9 protein-coding genes are annotated in these 14,936 nt (G+C 58.3%); 6 read left to right on the top strand and 3 right to left on the bottom strand.

Annotation, left to right across the window (positions count from 1 at the left end):
* Positions 1-43 precede the first annotated feature (43 nt).
* Together Q0N43_RS07240 and Q0N43_RS07245 are read left to right on the top strand one after the other, a co-directional pair.
* Entirely contained in the window at positions 44-3,457 is a 3,414-nt protein-coding gene (locus tag Q0N43_RS07240; protein WP_295444627.1) for an AAA family ATPase, read from the top strand.
* A complete protein-coding gene (locus tag Q0N43_RS07245) occupies positions 3,454-4,323 on the top strand; it encodes an alpha/beta hydrolase (RefSeq protein WP_295444629.1) in 870 nt (289 codons plus the stop codon). Before Q0N43_RS07240 ends, Q0N43_RS07245 begins: the two co-directional genes overlap by 4 nt.
* Here the strand turns inward: Q0N43_RS07245 and Q0N43_RS07250 are convergent.
* Together Q0N43_RS07250 and Q0N43_RS07255 are read right to left on the bottom strand one after the other, a co-directional pair.
* A complete protein-coding gene (locus Q0N43_RS07250; RefSeq protein ID WP_295444632.1) occupies positions 4,320-5,888 on the bottom strand; it encodes a cisplatin damage response ATP-dependent DNA ligase in 1,569 nt (522 codons plus the stop codon). The genes Q0N43_RS07245 and Q0N43_RS07250 overlap by 4 nt on opposite strands.
* Entirely contained in the window at positions 5,888-6,895 is a 1,008-nt protein-coding gene (locus tag Q0N43_RS07255) for a ligase-associated DNA damage response exonuclease (RefSeq protein ID WP_295444793.1), read from the bottom strand. Before Q0N43_RS07255 ends, Q0N43_RS07250 begins: the two co-directional genes overlap by 1 nt.
* Before the next feature lie 118 nt (positions 6,896-7,013).
* Between Q0N43_RS07255 and Q0N43_RS07260 the strand changes: the two genes are divergently transcribed.
* Both Q0N43_RS07260 and Q0N43_RS07265 read left to right on the top strand, forming a co-directional pair.
* Positions 7,014-8,255, top strand: a complete 1,242-nt coding sequence (locus Q0N43_RS07260) for a putative DNA modification/repair radical SAM protein (RefSeq protein WP_295444634.1) — start codon at positions 7,014-7,016, stop codon at positions 8,253-8,255.
* Positions 8,252-9,640, top strand: coding sequence for a UdgX family uracil-DNA binding protein (locus tag Q0N43_RS07265; protein ID WP_295444637.1), 1,389 nt, complete (start codon positions 8,252-8,254; stop codon positions 9,638-9,640). The genes Q0N43_RS07260 and Q0N43_RS07265 overlap by 4 nt, the downstream gene beginning before the upstream one ends.
* Here Q0N43_RS07265 and Q0N43_RS07270 read toward each other — a convergent pair.
* Positions 9,622-11,820 (bottom strand): alpha-galactosidase, encoded by a 2,199-nt coding sequence (locus Q0N43_RS07270; protein WP_295444640.1) that lies wholly within the window; start codon positions 11,818-11,820, stop codon positions 9,622-9,624. The two genes, Q0N43_RS07265 and Q0N43_RS07270, sit on opposite strands and share 19 nt — an antisense overlap.
* Positions 11,821-11,888: 68 nt before the next feature.
* On the opposite strand from Q0N43_RS07270, the gene Q0N43_RS07275 reads away from it, so the two are divergent.
* Together Q0N43_RS07275 and Q0N43_RS07280 are read left to right on the top strand one after the other, a co-directional pair.
* Positions 11,889-13,418, top strand: a complete 1,530-nt coding sequence (locus Q0N43_RS07275; protein ID WP_295444642.1) for an SLC5 family protein — start codon at positions 11,889-11,891, stop codon at positions 13,416-13,418.
* Positions 13,415-14,881 (top strand): glycerol kinase, encoded by a 1,467-nt coding sequence (locus Q0N43_RS07280; RefSeq protein ID WP_295444645.1) that lies wholly within the window; start codon positions 13,415-13,417, stop codon positions 14,879-14,881. Before Q0N43_RS07275 ends, Q0N43_RS07280 begins: the two co-directional genes overlap by 4 nt.
* The last annotated feature ends 55 nt before the right edge of the window (positions 14,882-14,936 follow it).

Raw genomic sequence — 14,936 nt, forward strand, 5'->3', positions numbered from 1 at the left:
GGGGAGGTCATGACCTGCCATCATCCGCAACGGGGGTTGCCTGTTGCGGATAAAGAAGCTGAAACTTGTCGGCTTCAAAAGCTTTGTCGAGCCCGCTGAACTCCGGATCGAAAGCGGGCTTACCGGCATTGTCGGGCCAAATGGCTGCGGCAAATCTAACCTGTTGGAAGCCATCCGTTGGGTGATGGGTGAAAGCAGCGCCAAATCAATGCGCGGCGCAGGCATGGAAGATGTGATCTTCGCCGGGACCGCGTCACGTCCGCCGCGCGATTTTGCTGAGGTCACGATATTGGCCGAACGCAGCGACGACACTGCCGACAGTGCCAGTGACGAAGAATTGGAAGTCACCCGCCGGATCGAGCGCGGGGCAGGTTCCGCCTATCGGTCCAATGGCCGCGACGTCCGCGCGAAGGATGTGGCGCTTATCTTCGCGGACGCCGCAACGGGTGCGCATTCCCCTGCTTTGGTGAGCCAAGGCCGCATTGGCGCAATCATCTCGGCCAAACCGCAGGAACGCCGCCAGATGTTGGAGGAAGCGGCTGGAATCTCCGGCTTGCATGTCCGGCGCAAGGATGCCGAACAAAAGCTGCGCGCCGCCGAAAGCAATTTGGCGCGGCTGGCGACCACCCTTGCCGATATGGACGCGCGCGCAGGCCAGTTGCGCCGCCAAGCCAAGCAAGCCGAACGCTATCGCACGCTGACCAAAGACATATTGCAAGCAGAGGCCCGTTTGATCTTCGTGCGCTGGCGTGAGGCCAAGGCAGCGGCAGAACTGGCACGCGCTGAGGCCAATATCGCGGCTAAAGCCGTTGAGGACGCTGCCGTCGCTCAACGCGCCCTCACGGACAAGCAGCAAGAGGCGGTGCGACAACTTGCCGACGCGCGGGCACTGGCGATGGCGGCGCGCGATGCGGCCAGTGAACTGTCGAACCAGCTTGTCCAACTGACGGGCGAACATGAACGCATAATCCGGCGCCAATCCGACCTAGCGGCGCAAGCGGCGCGCATGGCCGACGATGGCGCACGCGAGGGCAGGCTGACGCATGATGCGGCAGATGCGCTTGCCCGGTTGCAGGCCGAAAGCGTAAAGCTGGCCGACCAGATTAAAGCGCAAGAGGAGGAACGCCCTGCTTTGCTGCGCACCGCAGAAAACGCCGAACGGCAAGCGCGTGAGAGCGAAATAGCCTTGGCCAATGCATCCGCAGAGCAAGCACGTGCGGATGCCGAGTTGCGTGTTGCACATGCTGCGCTGGCGGCGGCAACGACGCGTGAAGGGCGGGCTGAGCAAGCCTGCGCGCGGATCATATCGGAACGCGATGCGTTGGGGGATGAGGCGCAATATGCCGGAGCCAAAAGCCAAGCCGATACAGACGTGCAACGCTTGCAGACACAATTGCAAGCGGACAATTATGCGCATGAAGCCGCCGAGGCGCAGCGTGCCGCTGTCATCTCCGCCCGCGATGTTGCCCAAGTCGCAATCGCAAGTGCCAAGGCGGAACTGGCCGCGTTGTTGACCGAACAGAGCGCGCTGCAGCGGTCCTTGACCAAAAGCCAAGGCAACAAAGCGATTGACCGCATTTCGGTCAAGCACGGCTATGAACACGCTTTGGCCGCTGCCCTGGGTGAGGATGCAGATGCCAGCATTGGTGGGGAAACCGGACGCCGCTGGCTTGGCGGGGCTGCTGCGCTTGATAAGGTCGCCGATACGGCCCTGATACATTTTGTCGATGCGCCGCCAGAGCTTGCCGCGCGATTGTCTATGGTGCGCGTCGTTGAGGCAGATAATGGCCAAGCGCTTGCCCCAGGCGAACGTCTGGTGACGTTGACAGGCAGGCTGCGCCGATGGGATGGTTTTGCGACCGATGGCGATGGCGCGACGATTGCAGAGCAATTGGTCCGCGCCAACCGTTTGGCCGAACTGGATATGCTCATCGCGCCTGCGCAAGACGCGCTGAATGCGCAGGCGCAACGCCTGTTGCAGATGACGGATAAGATTGAAGTTGCGCAGGACGCGGTTCGCGCGGCGACGGCGGCGCGTGTAGTGACTGAAGGCCAGTTGCGCCAAGCACTGCGCGCTGTGGATCAAGCCGAAGACGCGTTGACGCGGCTAAAATCTGCAAAGGCGGCGCTTGGCGACCGGATGGCAGCCGCCGAGCAAGATTTGGCCGAGGCGCAAGCGGAGCGCACAGCAGCCGAGACGGCTCGCGATGCCCTGCCCGATGGGTCGCATCATGCCGACCGCGTCCAAAACCTTGCTGCGGCACATGATGCAACGCGCGATTTGTTGGCGCGCAATCAGGCGGACCTGTCTGCACTCGAACAACGCATAGCGCAAAGTCGCGAGCGCCGCGCCGTGGCGATGGCCGAAATTCGCAGTTGGCAGGAACGCGCAGGCGAAGCCGAACGCCGGATCGCCGAAATGAACACACGCAGCGCCGATATCGCTACTGAGCAAGCAGAGCTGTCGGGAAGGCCGGAAATACTGGTCCGCGACATTGCTACTTTGCGAGCCGATAAAGCGCAGTTGGCCGAGAAGCTCGCTGGCCTGCAAACCACAGAAACGGCGCATGAGACAATGTTGCGCGCACTGGAAAGCGAATTGTCGGCAGCAGCCGAGATGCTATCTGTTGCCCGCGAAACCCGCGCAGGTGCAGAAGCGCGTGCCGAAAATCAGGAACAGCGCCGCGTCGAAATGGGCCGGATTTCGGGGGAACGATTCGAATGTCCGCCGCCAGTCCTGCCCGAAAAACTGAACTTTGATGAAGATGCGATGGACGATACGGATCGGGAATCGAACCGCCTCGACGGCCTACAAAATGACCGGGAACGGATCGGGCCTGTAAACCTGATCGCCGCCGACGAACTGGCCGAACTGGAAACGCAGCAAGGCGCAGGCCTTGCCGAAAGCGAAGAGCTTACCCTTGCCATCAATCGCTTGCGCGGTGCCATCGGCAGTCTGAATCGCGAAGGCCGCGCACGGTTGCTTACGGCTTTTGAGGCGGTAGACGGCCACTTCCGCCGCCTGTTTTCGACTTTGTTCAATGGCGGACAAGCGCATCTGGCGTTGATCGACAGCGATGACCCGTTGGAGGCTGGCCTCGAAATTTTCGCGCAACCACCGGGCAAGAAACTGCAGTCGCTCACGCTTCTGTCGGGCGGCGAACAGGCGCTCACCGCTGTCGCGCTCATCTTTGGGCTATTCCTCACCAACCCAGCCCCTATTTGCGTCCTCGACGAAGTTGACGCGCCTTTGGACGACGCCAATATCGAACGTTTCTGCGATTTGCTAGACGCGATGACGCAAGAGACTGAAACTCGCTATTTAATCGTCACCCACAATGCCGTTACGATGAGCCGGATGCACCGTTTGTTCGGCGTGACGATGATTGAACAGGGCATTAGCCGACTGGTATCGGTTGACCTTGGGGGCGCAGAGCAATTACTGGCCGCAGAATGACTTTACATGGCCCCATCACCAACAGCTTTATCTCGCAACGCCTTCGGCTAAATTATGTCGACTGGGGCAACCCCGACGCGCCGCCTTTGCTCTTGGTCCATGGCGGCCGCGATCATGCGCGCAGCTGGGATTGGGTGGCGGAGGAATTGCGCCACGACTGGCATATCATTGCGCCCGACCTCAGGGGCCATGGCGACAGCGCCTGGTCGCCCGATGGCAGCTATGAAATGTCGACCTTTGTCTATGACATGGCGCAATTGATCCATCAGCTGAACCTTGCCCCCGTCAGCATCATCGCGCATTCAATGGGCGGCAATATCGCGACTCGCTATGCCGGCCTCTTCCCAGAAAATGTCCGCAAGATGGTCAACATCGAAGGACTGGGCCTGTCCCCAAAGATGCAGGCCGAGCGTGATGCCATCGGCATTCAAAACCGTTTTCGCCAATGGATCGAGGACAAACGCAACGCCGCCGGTCGCACGCCTAAACGCTATCCCAATATCGAAGCCGCGTATGAACGGATGAAGACCGAAAACAGCTATTTAACCGACGAACAAGCGCGGCATTTGACGGTGCATGGTATCAGCCGCAACGAGGATGGTAGCTGGAGCTGGAAGTTCGACAATTACCTCAATATCTGGGCGATCTTTGATATGCCGCGTGAGGATTTATTGGCCATTTGGCAGTCGATCACTTGCCCCATGTTGATGATGTATGGCGCAAATAGCTGGGCCTCAAACCCTGAAAAGGATGGCCGTATCGCGCATTTCCCGACGGCAGAGGTCGTGGAATATGAAAATGCCGGCCATTGGTTGCACCATGACCAGTTCGACCGCTTCATGGCTGATGTCAGGGCATTCCTCTAACCAATCATCGCGCGTAAGGCCGCAATAGTATCCGCCTCATCGGCTGGCTTGTCGCTGCGCAGGCGCGAGATGCGCGGGAAACGCATTGCAATGCCCGATTTATGGCGTTTAGATTCGTGCACCGCGTCAAACGCGACCTCAAGGACCAGCGACTTTTCGACTTCACGCACTGGACCAAAGCGGGCAACCGTGTTGTCGCGCACGAAACGGTCAAGCCATTTCAGTTCCGCATCGCTGAACCCGGAATAAGCCTTGCCCACGGGCAACAAAGCGCCGTCGGGGGTCCAGCAGCCAAAGGTATAATCCGAATAATAAGACGAGCGTTTCCCGCTCCCGCGCTGCGCATACATCATCACGCAATCGGCGATGAGCGGTTCGCGTTTCCATTTGTACCAGAGGCCAACCTTGCGGCCCGCCAGATAAGGCGAATCGCGCCGCTTTAACATGACGCCTTCAATCGCCGCCTCACGCGCACCGGAGCGCATTTCCGCAAGATGGTCGAAATCGCGCGCTTCGATGATCGTGGACAGATCGAACCGAACCGTGTCAAGTTTGGCAGCGAATAATTCCAGCCGTTCCCGCCGCGCACTCCAAGGCTGGCTGCGCACATCCTGCGTCCCGTCGAACAATATATCGTACAGGCGCACAAACACCGGATATTCCGCCTGCATCGCCGCGGTCACATTCTTGCGGCCCAAGCGTTGTTGCAGCGCGTTGAAGCTTGCCGCCTCCCCGCCTTGCACATCGCCGCGAACCAACAATTCGCCATCGACAACGCCGATGCCGTCAAAGGCAGCGGCGATTTCCGGAAACGCTGCGGTCACTTCATCGCCACCCCGGCTAAACAACCGCGTTTCGCCGCCCGTTGACGCAATCTGGATGCGGATGCCGTCCCATTTCCACTCAGCCGCAAATACGCTGAGCTGGACAGTGCAATCCTCCAATGGATGGGCAAGCATGAAGGGCCGGAAAAACGCGCTGTCCGCAGGATCGGGGCGTTCGGACTTGCCCTCGCCCCACGCAAACAGCTCCGCATAAGGCGGACGAAGCACGTGCCAGACCTCTTCAACATCGTCCACTGAAAGGCCAAAGGCCATCCCAAAGGCGGTTTTGGCCAACCGCGCCGATATGCCCACGCGCATGCCGCCTGTTGCCAGCTTCAGCAGCGCATAACGGCCATTGGCATCCAGCCTGTCCATCAGTTCCGCCAGAACGATTGGCGCGCGCGCACGGCTTGCGCTGTTGAGCAGGTCAATGACTTCAGACACCGTCGGTGCCACGGCATCCGTTTTAACATCGGGCCACATCAGCGCGACGGTTTCCGCTGTGTCGCCGACATAATCGCGGCTCATGCGGAATAGCATAGGGTCAAAGCGTTCCTCGGCCATAATGCGAATCGCCGCCGATTTCACCGTTGCAATGCTGAGCGTGCCCGCGAGCGCCGCCAGCGCCCAACCGCGATCCGGATCAGGCATATCGCGCAGATATTCTGTGATCAACCGGATCTTAAGGTCGCGTGATCGTGTGTAGATCAGCCCATCAATCAACGCGGCGAAAGCCTGCATCAGCTCTCATCCTCGTCTTCACGGCCAACAAGATCGAGCGCGCGCGCTTTCAACTGATGGAGCTCACACCACCGACCAAGCGCGTCAGTGCGGCCATGGGTAATCCATGTTTCTGTGGGCCGAAGCTCCAACAAAGTTTCGGTCAGCTCGTTCCAATCTGCATGGTCGGAAATGACCAAAGGCAGTTCAACATTGCGTTGTCGCGCCCGTTGCCGCACCCGCATCCATCCCGATGCCATGGCGGTTATCGGGTCGGGCAGACGCTGCGCCCAGCGGTCATTCATCGCCGATGGCGGGGCAATGACAATCGCGCCTTTCATCTCTGCCTTGGCAAGTCCCGTTGCCAGTATGAGATCGCCCAAGGGAACATCATGCGCCGCATATAGATCACACATTTTCTGCATCGCGCCGTGGATATAAACTGGCGCGTCATAGCCAGCGCGCCGTAGCTCTGCGATCACCCGCTGCGCCTTGCCCAGCGCATAGGCCCCTATCAATATGCACCCATCGATATTGGCCCCGCGCGCGGCGAGCAATTTGGCAATCTCAACCTCAATCGGCGGATGCGTGAACACGGGCAAGCCAAAGGTCGCTTCGGTTATCAGGATATCGCAAGCCACAGCTTCAAACGGCGCGCAGGTCGGGTCGAACCGCCGTTTATAGTCGCCTGTCACCACCACGCGCTCGCCTGCATATTCTAACAGGATCTGCGCCGACCCCAGAACATGCCCGGCGGGGTGAAAGCTGATCTTCACACCATTTGCTTCAAACCCGTCGCCATAGGGCGTGGGCGTGCCTGTTTCGGTGCCATAACGCAGCGCCATGATAGCCAGCGTCTCTGGCGTTGCCCAGACGGCTCCATGCCCACTGCGCGCATGGTCGGCATGGCCGTGCGTCACCAAAGCGCGTTCGGCGGGGCGCGACGGGTCAATCCACATGTCCGCTGGCTTGACATAGATGCCATGCGCCTGAGGCTCTATCCAATGTTGGGCAAGGGTTTGCGCGATAGTGACGGTCCTTTTCTAACGCCAGATATGGGGCGCAGTGGGGCCGATGTAAACCAATTGCACCGAATGATCTGCATTGTGCATAGACATTGCGAGATTTAGAACATAAATAGAACAAATGTCACAGATTCAGATATCCGAAAAGCTGGCCATTCTTGCCGATGCGGCGAAATATGATGCGTCCTGCGCGTCATCCGGCACATCGAAACGATCAAGCAACAAATCGGGCGGGATTGGTTCGACCGAGGGCATGGGTATTTGCCATGCTTATGCCCCCGATGGTCGGTGCATATCGCTGTTAAAAATTCTGCTGACCAATAGCTGCATTTTCGACTGCCATTATTGCATCAACCGTAAAAGCTCCAACGTCCGCCGCGCGCGTTTCACGCCTAAGGAGGTGGTTGATCTCACGCTCAATTTCTACAAACGCAATTATATTGAGGGGCTGTTTCTGTCATCAGGTATCATCAAAAGCTCCAATTACACGATGGAGCAAATTGTTGAGGTCGCGCGTAGCTTGCGTGAAGACCATGATTTTCGGGGGTATATCCACCTAAAGACGATCCCCGATGCAGACCCAGAATTGCTTGAGGCTGCGGGCCGACATGCCGACCGATTGTCCATCAATGTCGAATTGCCCACGCGCGCTGGCTTGCAAAAGCTGGCGCCCGAAAAATCGGAAGAGCGGATTGAAGGCGCGATGGGCGGCCTTAAAGAGGCCATTCTCGATGGGCGCGATGCGAAGAAGAAATATCGCAGCGCACCAAATTTCGCGCCTGCGGGACAATCGACACAAATGATTGTTGGTGCCGACACCGCAACAGACAGCGACATCGTGCGCCGCGCCAATGGGTTATATGATCGCTTTGGCCTTCGCCGCGTCTATTATTCGGCGTTCAGCCCCATTCCAGACGCAAGCGCGGTTTTGCCGCTGCAACGCCCGCCGTTAATGCGCGAACATCGCCTGTATCAGTCCGACTGGCTGATGCGTTTTTATGGCTTTGCCCCGCACGAGGTGATCGACGCGGCAGAGGCCGATGGCAATTTGCCCTTGGACATTGATCCTAAGCTTGCATGGGCATTGAAGCATCGCGCCCAATTTCCGGTAGATGTGAATGCTGCGCCAAAGGCACTGCTGTGGCGTGTGCCCGGGCTTGGCACCAAAGCCGTGGACGCAATCGTTAAGGCGCGGCGTTGGCGGCGGCTGCGGCTGGAGGATGTGGGCAGACTTACCGTGTCGATTACTAAGATCCGCCCGTTCATCACCGCCGAAGGGTGGAGCCCCGGCGCGCTGACCGATATGGAACATTTGCGCGCATCGGTTGCGCCCAAGGTGAATCAGTTGGAACTGTTTGCGTGATCACCGCGCGGTTGGACAGCGAAGATGACTTTGACGGGTGGCGTGCGCAATGTCGCGGCCTACTGCGTCTGGGTGCAAAGCCAGCCGATGTGGTGTGGCAGGTGGGCGCTCAGCGCACCGACCTGTTCTCCAATCCGGACAGCAAGATTGCGGCCGCACCCATTGCTGTGCCCAAGGGCTTTGCCGAACTATCGCGATCCGTCATCTGCCATAATGATCCGGCGCGTTTTGGGCTTTTGTTTCAATTGCTGATCGACCTAAAGGCTGGACGGCGGCATATGGGCGACCGGGCTGACCCGTTGTTGCGCAAGCTTGATATCATGGCAAAAACCGTCCGGCGCGACATTCACAAAATGCGCGCTTTCGTCCGTTTTCGGCGGATCGAGGAAGAGGGCGACGAACATTTTATCGCGTGGTTTGAGCCTGAACATCATATCGTCCGCGCCAACGCGTCCTTCTTCATCCGCCGTTTTGGGGGCATGCGCTGGTCCATACTGACGCCTGCACTTTCAATCCATTGGGACAAGAACATATTGTTGGAAGGACCAGCCGCGCGCAAGGAAGACGCGCCGTCCCAAGACGCAATTGAGGCGCAGTGGAAGACCTATTACGGGTCAACCTTCAACCCCGCCCGCCTAAAGGTGAAGGCGATGTTGAAGGAGATGCCCAAGAAATACTGGCACAATATGCCCGAGACCGCTTTGATCTCTGAACTCATCCAGTCTGCACGAAACCGCGAACTGGCGATGATTGAGAAAGAGATTGCAGCGTCCGTCGCCGATACATTGGCGACGTTACAGGCCGAAGCCGGACGCTGCCGCCGTTGCCCTTTGTTTGGGCCAGCCACGCAGATTGTCTTTGGCGAAGGGCCAGAGCGCGCCAGGCTGATGTTCGTGGGTGAACAGCCTGGCGACCAAGAGGATATGCAGGGGCGACCCTTTGTGGGGCCTGCGGGACAGATATTCGATGCGGCCTTGGCCCAAGCTGGGCTGGACCGCGCGCAAGCCTATGTCACCAACGCCGTCAAACATTTCAAGTTCAAGCCAGAGGGCAAGCGACGCATCCACGAACGGCCGAATATCAGCGAAGTGAACCACTGCCGATGGTGGTTGAAACGCGAGATTGAGATATTGCAGCCCGACCTGATCATTGCCTTGGGCGCGACGGCGGCACGCAGTCTCACGGGGCGCAATGTCGCGATTACCAAAAGCCGGGGCAGCATATTGGAAAGCGAGGAAGGCGTGCCTGTTTTGGTCACCATCCACCCAAGCTACCTGCTGCGCCTGCCCGATGCCGAAATGGCCGCGCAGGAACGGCGCAACTTCGTCGCAGACCTCATGCAAGCGCGCGACCACATTGAAGCGCTTCAAATGGCGGCGACGTAAAACAGCAAGCAGGTTTCGGGATAGGCATGCGGCAATTGCAATCCATTGTGCATCAACGCCGCGCCGCTGAATATTGCGCCCTTGCCAGTCAGGTTCAACGTTTCAATCGCCGACGGTCCTTTCACCGCCTGCCAGTTGTTTGGCCAAATGAGTTGCAGCCGATATTGGCGCTCCGGATCAAGACCATCAAACTTCAAACGCCCCGGCAAAACCTTTGTGTCGCTGGCGACATAAGCGAGCGAATATAATGCTTCGGATTTATCGCGCGCAACGACGCCGCTGGCGATCAACTGCGACGCGCTGTCCAAACGATAAAGGTCGCCTGTATGCAGCAAAGCACGATGTTTTTTATGCAAATCTATGGCATTTTTGAGCATATCAAGGTCCGCCGCCCGCTCGGTCAGCAAATTCAGCTCAAGCCCCATATGCCCCATAAATGCCGTCGCCGCGCGCATTTCCATCGACAGCCGCCGCCCCGTCACATGACATTTTGCTGGCCCTATATGACAACCTAGCACTTCGAGAGGCAGGAAAAAGCTGGCCCCGCGTTGGATTACTTGGCGGTCTAGCGCGTCGTTGCTGTCGGACGTCCAAACACGGTCGCTATGCGCCAAAACGCCCATGTCGGCCCGCGCGCCACCCGAGGAGCAGCTCTCAATTTCCACATGCGGATGCGCGCTGCGGACGCGGTCAAGCAAGGCGTAAAGTGCCTGAACTTGGGCAAAAGCGCGTGCTGTGCCGCCTTGCCCACCGGGATGGCTGAGGTCGCGGTTCATGTCCCATTTGATGTAGCTGATGTCATGATCGCGCAAAATCGCGTCGATGGCATGGAACAGATAATCAGCGACTTCGGCGCGGCTAATGTCCAACGCCAATTGCGAACGGAAAGGGACTTGTTCGACTCCTTCCAAGCCCAATACCCAATCGGGATGTGCGCGATACCGGTCGCTGTCAGGGTTGACCATTTCGGGTTCGAACCACAATCCGAATTCCATGCCAAGGCCCGTGACATGATCGACCAACGGGCCAAGGCCATCGGTATAGACGTCCCGCGATACGGTCCAATCACCCAGCCCCGCACGGTCATGGCGGCGGCCACCAAACCAGCCATCATCCAAGACAAAGCGCTCGACACCGATCGCCGCGGCGCGGGTCGCAAGCTCTTTCAGCTTGGCGACATCATGGTCGAAATAGACCGCCTCCCATGTGTTGTAATGCACCGGGCGGGGCTTGACCCGAGTTTCAGGCCGCAGCAATTTTGTCCGCACATATTCGTGATATTTGCGGCTGAGCGCGCTTAGCCCGCTGTCACTATAAGCCGCAATAATCTCCGGACTTTCATAGCTCTCGCCCGGCGCTAGCCGCACTTCGCCGGGTAAAAGCAGCGCGCCAAGGCTGGCCAACACCCGCCCATCGGTGAGCGAGTCCACCCGCAGGCGATGATTGCCGCTAAATGCCAGATGAAAACCATAGGCCTCGCCCGTGCTTTGTTTGGTATCGGCGGTGGCCAGCAGGATAGCGGGGTAGCTGAAATGCGACGTCCGCCCACTGCGGTTCTCGCGCAGATAGGTTGCTGCATTGCGGGCCACCCGCTCTTGCGTAAGCTCCTGCGTCCAACGTCCCGTAAAGCCGATAATGTCGGTCATCGCGTCCGGTACGGGCAGGCACGCGGTCATCATGTCGTTTAGATCAAGCGGCGTTGCCCCATAATTGGTCAATGTTGACCGCAAGCGCAGCACGCCGCTGCACCCATCAAAATCAATCTCATATTCCAGCCCAAGCCGCGTGCGTTCGTCGCGACAAACGATTTTGGCCCCCTGACCGCGCGGTTCAACCTTGGCGACCTCAAACAGGCTTCCCCAATCCTTGCCCGCCCGCTGCACGGCAAAGCCATGAAACATCGGATGACCAAGCCCAGGCTCCATCGCCAAGGACAAAGGCAAGGACATATCGGCAACGCCGTGCATCCCTTGCCGTTCGGACAGCCGCTCCAACGCGGCAACATCAACGCCCAAGGGCAAGGCCGCGCCCCAATATAACACCGACAACGGCGCACCCCTGGCGCAGGCCAATATCAAGCAGCTATCTGGCGCATCAAAACGCATGTGGCGCAAAATATTCTCTCCCTCGGGCGCAGTTGCGACAATCGCGCACATCAGACGCATTGCCTTTTCAAACACATGCTCTAGTTTCGCAACCAACAAAAGCGCAGAGCAATTTGACGCGTCAAGCAATAAGGGGAATTGCGATGTTCGAAGCCAGTCAATCGGCCGTTCAATTCGGTATTTTTGTGGGCCTCATGGTCCTTATCGGCGTGTTTACATGGGTCAAGGTGCGCGGGAAAAATAACGCGGGGGGCGACCAGAGCAAAACCGACAAAGACATATTTCTGGCAGGCGGCGGGCTGAACTGGTTCTTGGTGGCCGGTGCCATTACGCTCACCAATCTTTCCACCGATCAATTGGTGGGCATGAACGGCAATCAAATGCTGTTGCTCGCGTGGTGGGAACTGGCGGGGTTTGTTGGGTTGCTGATCTTGGCCTTTGTCTTTGTGCCCATTTACTATCGTAACAATTGCACGACGGTGACCGAATTATTGGAAAAAAGATATAATGGTGGGAGCATTCGCACTGTCATTTCGGCGCTGTTTCTCATTGGCAATGTCTTCATCTATTTGCCCGCTGTCATCTATAGCGGGTCGCTGTTCATGCAGTCATTATTTGGCACGGACGTGCCCGTCATCGTCATCGCCAGCATCTTTGCGGTCGTCGGTGCGGCATATGCGATTTTGGGTGGGCTGCGCGCCGTCGCGGTGCTGGATAGCTATAGCGGCGTTGGCATATTGGGGTTGGCGCTGGCGGTGGTTATCTTGGCCCTGGCAGCGGTTAATTTCGATCTGTTTACCGGCGTTCCGGCCGAACGGATATCGATGATCGGCAGTTTGGATTCTCCCATCCCGTTCCATACTTTGTTTACAGGGATGATATTCATTCAGATATTTTATTGGTCCACCAATCAGAATATCACGCAAAAGGCATTGGCCGCGCCGACGGTGCGAGAGGCGCAGAAAGGGGTAATGGCCGCCGCGATTGTCCGCGTGCTCATTATCCCGCCGATTGTCGTCATCCCCGGCGTCGTCGCTTACAAATTGTTCGGCGATGTTGGCGACCGGGCCTATGGCATGGTGGTCGCGCAAGTATTGCCAAATTGGACCAGCGGCATGTTCGCCGCGATGATTGCAGCGGCTGTGCTCACAACTTTTTCGGCGGTTCTGAACGCGACAATCACGCTCTACACGGTCGATTTCCATCGTAAATTTATCAATGCCCAAACCAGTGCGATTACCCTCAACCGCGCGGTCGGCATTGGCGCAAGCATCGTCGCGATTATGTTGGTGCCTTTATATGCTGGCGCCAGCAGCATCATCAACTTGCTGCAGGAACTGAACGGCCTGTCCTCCATGCCGATCTTGTCTGCCTTTATCGCTGGGCTATTGTTCAGCAATGTGGATGCGCGGGCGGCGATATTCGGTCTGGTCTATGGCGTTGGCATTTATGCGCTGCACAATTTTATACTCTACCGCCCGGACACCTTATATGCTGGCGAGACATTTTATCAGCATTTTGGCCTGCCTTGGCTGCATTATATTGACGTCATGGTCTTTGTGCTGGTTAGTTCGGTGCTGGTGGCGCTTGCGGTCAATCGTTTGGTTTTCGGCAACCGCGCGATATTCATTTTATCCAAGGAGGGACGCGCATTACGCGCGGCAGAGGCATGAGCGAATATATATTGGTCATTGACGAAGGCACGACATCTACGCGCGCCGTATTATTTACCAAAGACGGGACCGCCGTCGACAGTTGCCAGCGCCCGCTAACGCAGCATTATCCGCAACCTGGCCTTGTCGAACATGATGCGCAAGAAATCTGGAACCTGACGCTTGCTTGTGCGCAAGCGATGGTGGCCAAGGCTGGCGGCGCTGACCGCATCGCCAGCATCGGCATTACTAACCAGCGCGAGACCGTGGTGTTTTGGGACAAACGCACCGGCAAACCGCTCGCGCCCGCCATTGTATGGCAGGACCGGCGGACGGCGGACATTTGCGCCGCGATGAAGGCGCAAGGCGAAGAACCCGTGGTTCAGGCGAAAACCGGATTGTTGCTTGACCCGTATTTCTCGGGATCGAAAATCGGTTGGGCGCTGGAAAATTGGTCGCAGTTAAAGGATGCGGGCGCACATCTGGCGGTGGGCACGGTCGAAAGCTACCTTGTCTACCGGCTGACGGGCGGAAGCCATATAAGCGACGCCAGCAATGCCGCGCGCACCGCGTTGATGGCGATTGGTAGCGGCGGATGGGATGACGGGTTGATGGACCTGTTCGGGGTTCCACGCGATATATTGCCAGAGATCACCGATTGCGCAGGCGACCTTGGCACGACCTTGCCGGAGCATTTCGGCGGCGCAATCCGAATTTCGGGCATGGCGGGGGATCAGCAAGCCGCAACCATAGGGCAAGGTTGCTTTGCCGTCGGGCAGACCAAGGCGACCTTTGGCACCGGCGCGTTTGTGCTAACGCAAACTGGGACGACACTCCGCCAGTCGCGCCACCGCTTGCTCTCGACGATTTTGTACCAGTTGCATGGCGAACGTCATTATGCGTTGGAAGGGTCAGTGTTTGTCGCGGGCAGCCTTGTGCAATGGCTGCGCGATGATCTGGGGCTTATCGCGCATGCCGCCGAAACTGAGCCGCTGGCGCGCAGCGTAACCGACAATGGCGGGGTTTATCTGGTACCTGCGCTTTCAGGCCTCGGCGCGCCGCATTGGCGTCCAGATGCCCGCGCCACGATCAGCGGGCTGAGCTTTGCGGCCAAAAAGGCGCATGTCGCCCGCGCTGCGCTGGAGGCGATGGCGCATCAGACCTATGACCTTAAAACCGCCTTTGCCGCCGACGGTGCCGATTGGGCCGAGTTGCGCATTGATGGCGGGATGGTCGCGAATGACTGGATGGCGCAAGATCTGGCGGACATGCTGGCGATTGATGTCGAACGCCCGGCCTTTGTCGAAACAACGGCGCTTGGTACAGCCATGCTCGCGGCGGTTGGTTGCGGACTATTCCCCTCGCTTGAGGATGCAGCCAGCATGCGGGGCGGGGTAACGCGTTTTGCACCGATACTTGGTGCAGAAGCGCGCGAAGCCCGCTTGGCTGGGTGGTCAAACGCGCTCGCCCGCGTTCTGCAATGATGCGCTGACCCAGACAGCTTATTGTAAGGCTGATGTCTGACTTGTTTTGGCGCGC

It is taken from the genome of Sphingorhabdus sp. EL138 (assembly GCF_945882965.1).
GTDB lineage: Bacteria > Pseudomonadota > Alphaproteobacteria > Sphingomonadales > Sphingomonadaceae > Sphingorhabdus_B.

Bases quoted from the DNA above. Each gene is read 5' to 3' on its own strand.
- Q0N43_RS07245 (WP_295444629.1), top strand. From the start codon at position 3,454: ATGACTTTACATGGCCCCATCACCAACAGCTTTATCTCGCAACGCCTT.
- Q0N43_RS07250 (WP_295444632.1), bottom strand. From the start codon at position 5,888: ATGCAGGCTTTCGCCGCGTTGATTGATGGGCTGATCTACACACGATCA.
- Q0N43_RS07260 (WP_295444634.1), top strand. From the start codon at position 7,014: ATGTCACAGATTCAGATATCCGAAAAGCTGGCCATTCTTGCCGATGCG.
- Q0N43_RS07275 (WP_295444642.1), top strand. From the start codon at position 11,889: ATGTTCGAAGCCAGTCAATCGGCCGTTCAATTCGGTATTTTTGTGGGC.
- Q0N43_RS07280 (WP_295444645.1), top strand. From the start codon at position 13,415: ATGAGCGAATATATATTGGTCATTGACGAAGGCACGACATCTACGCGC.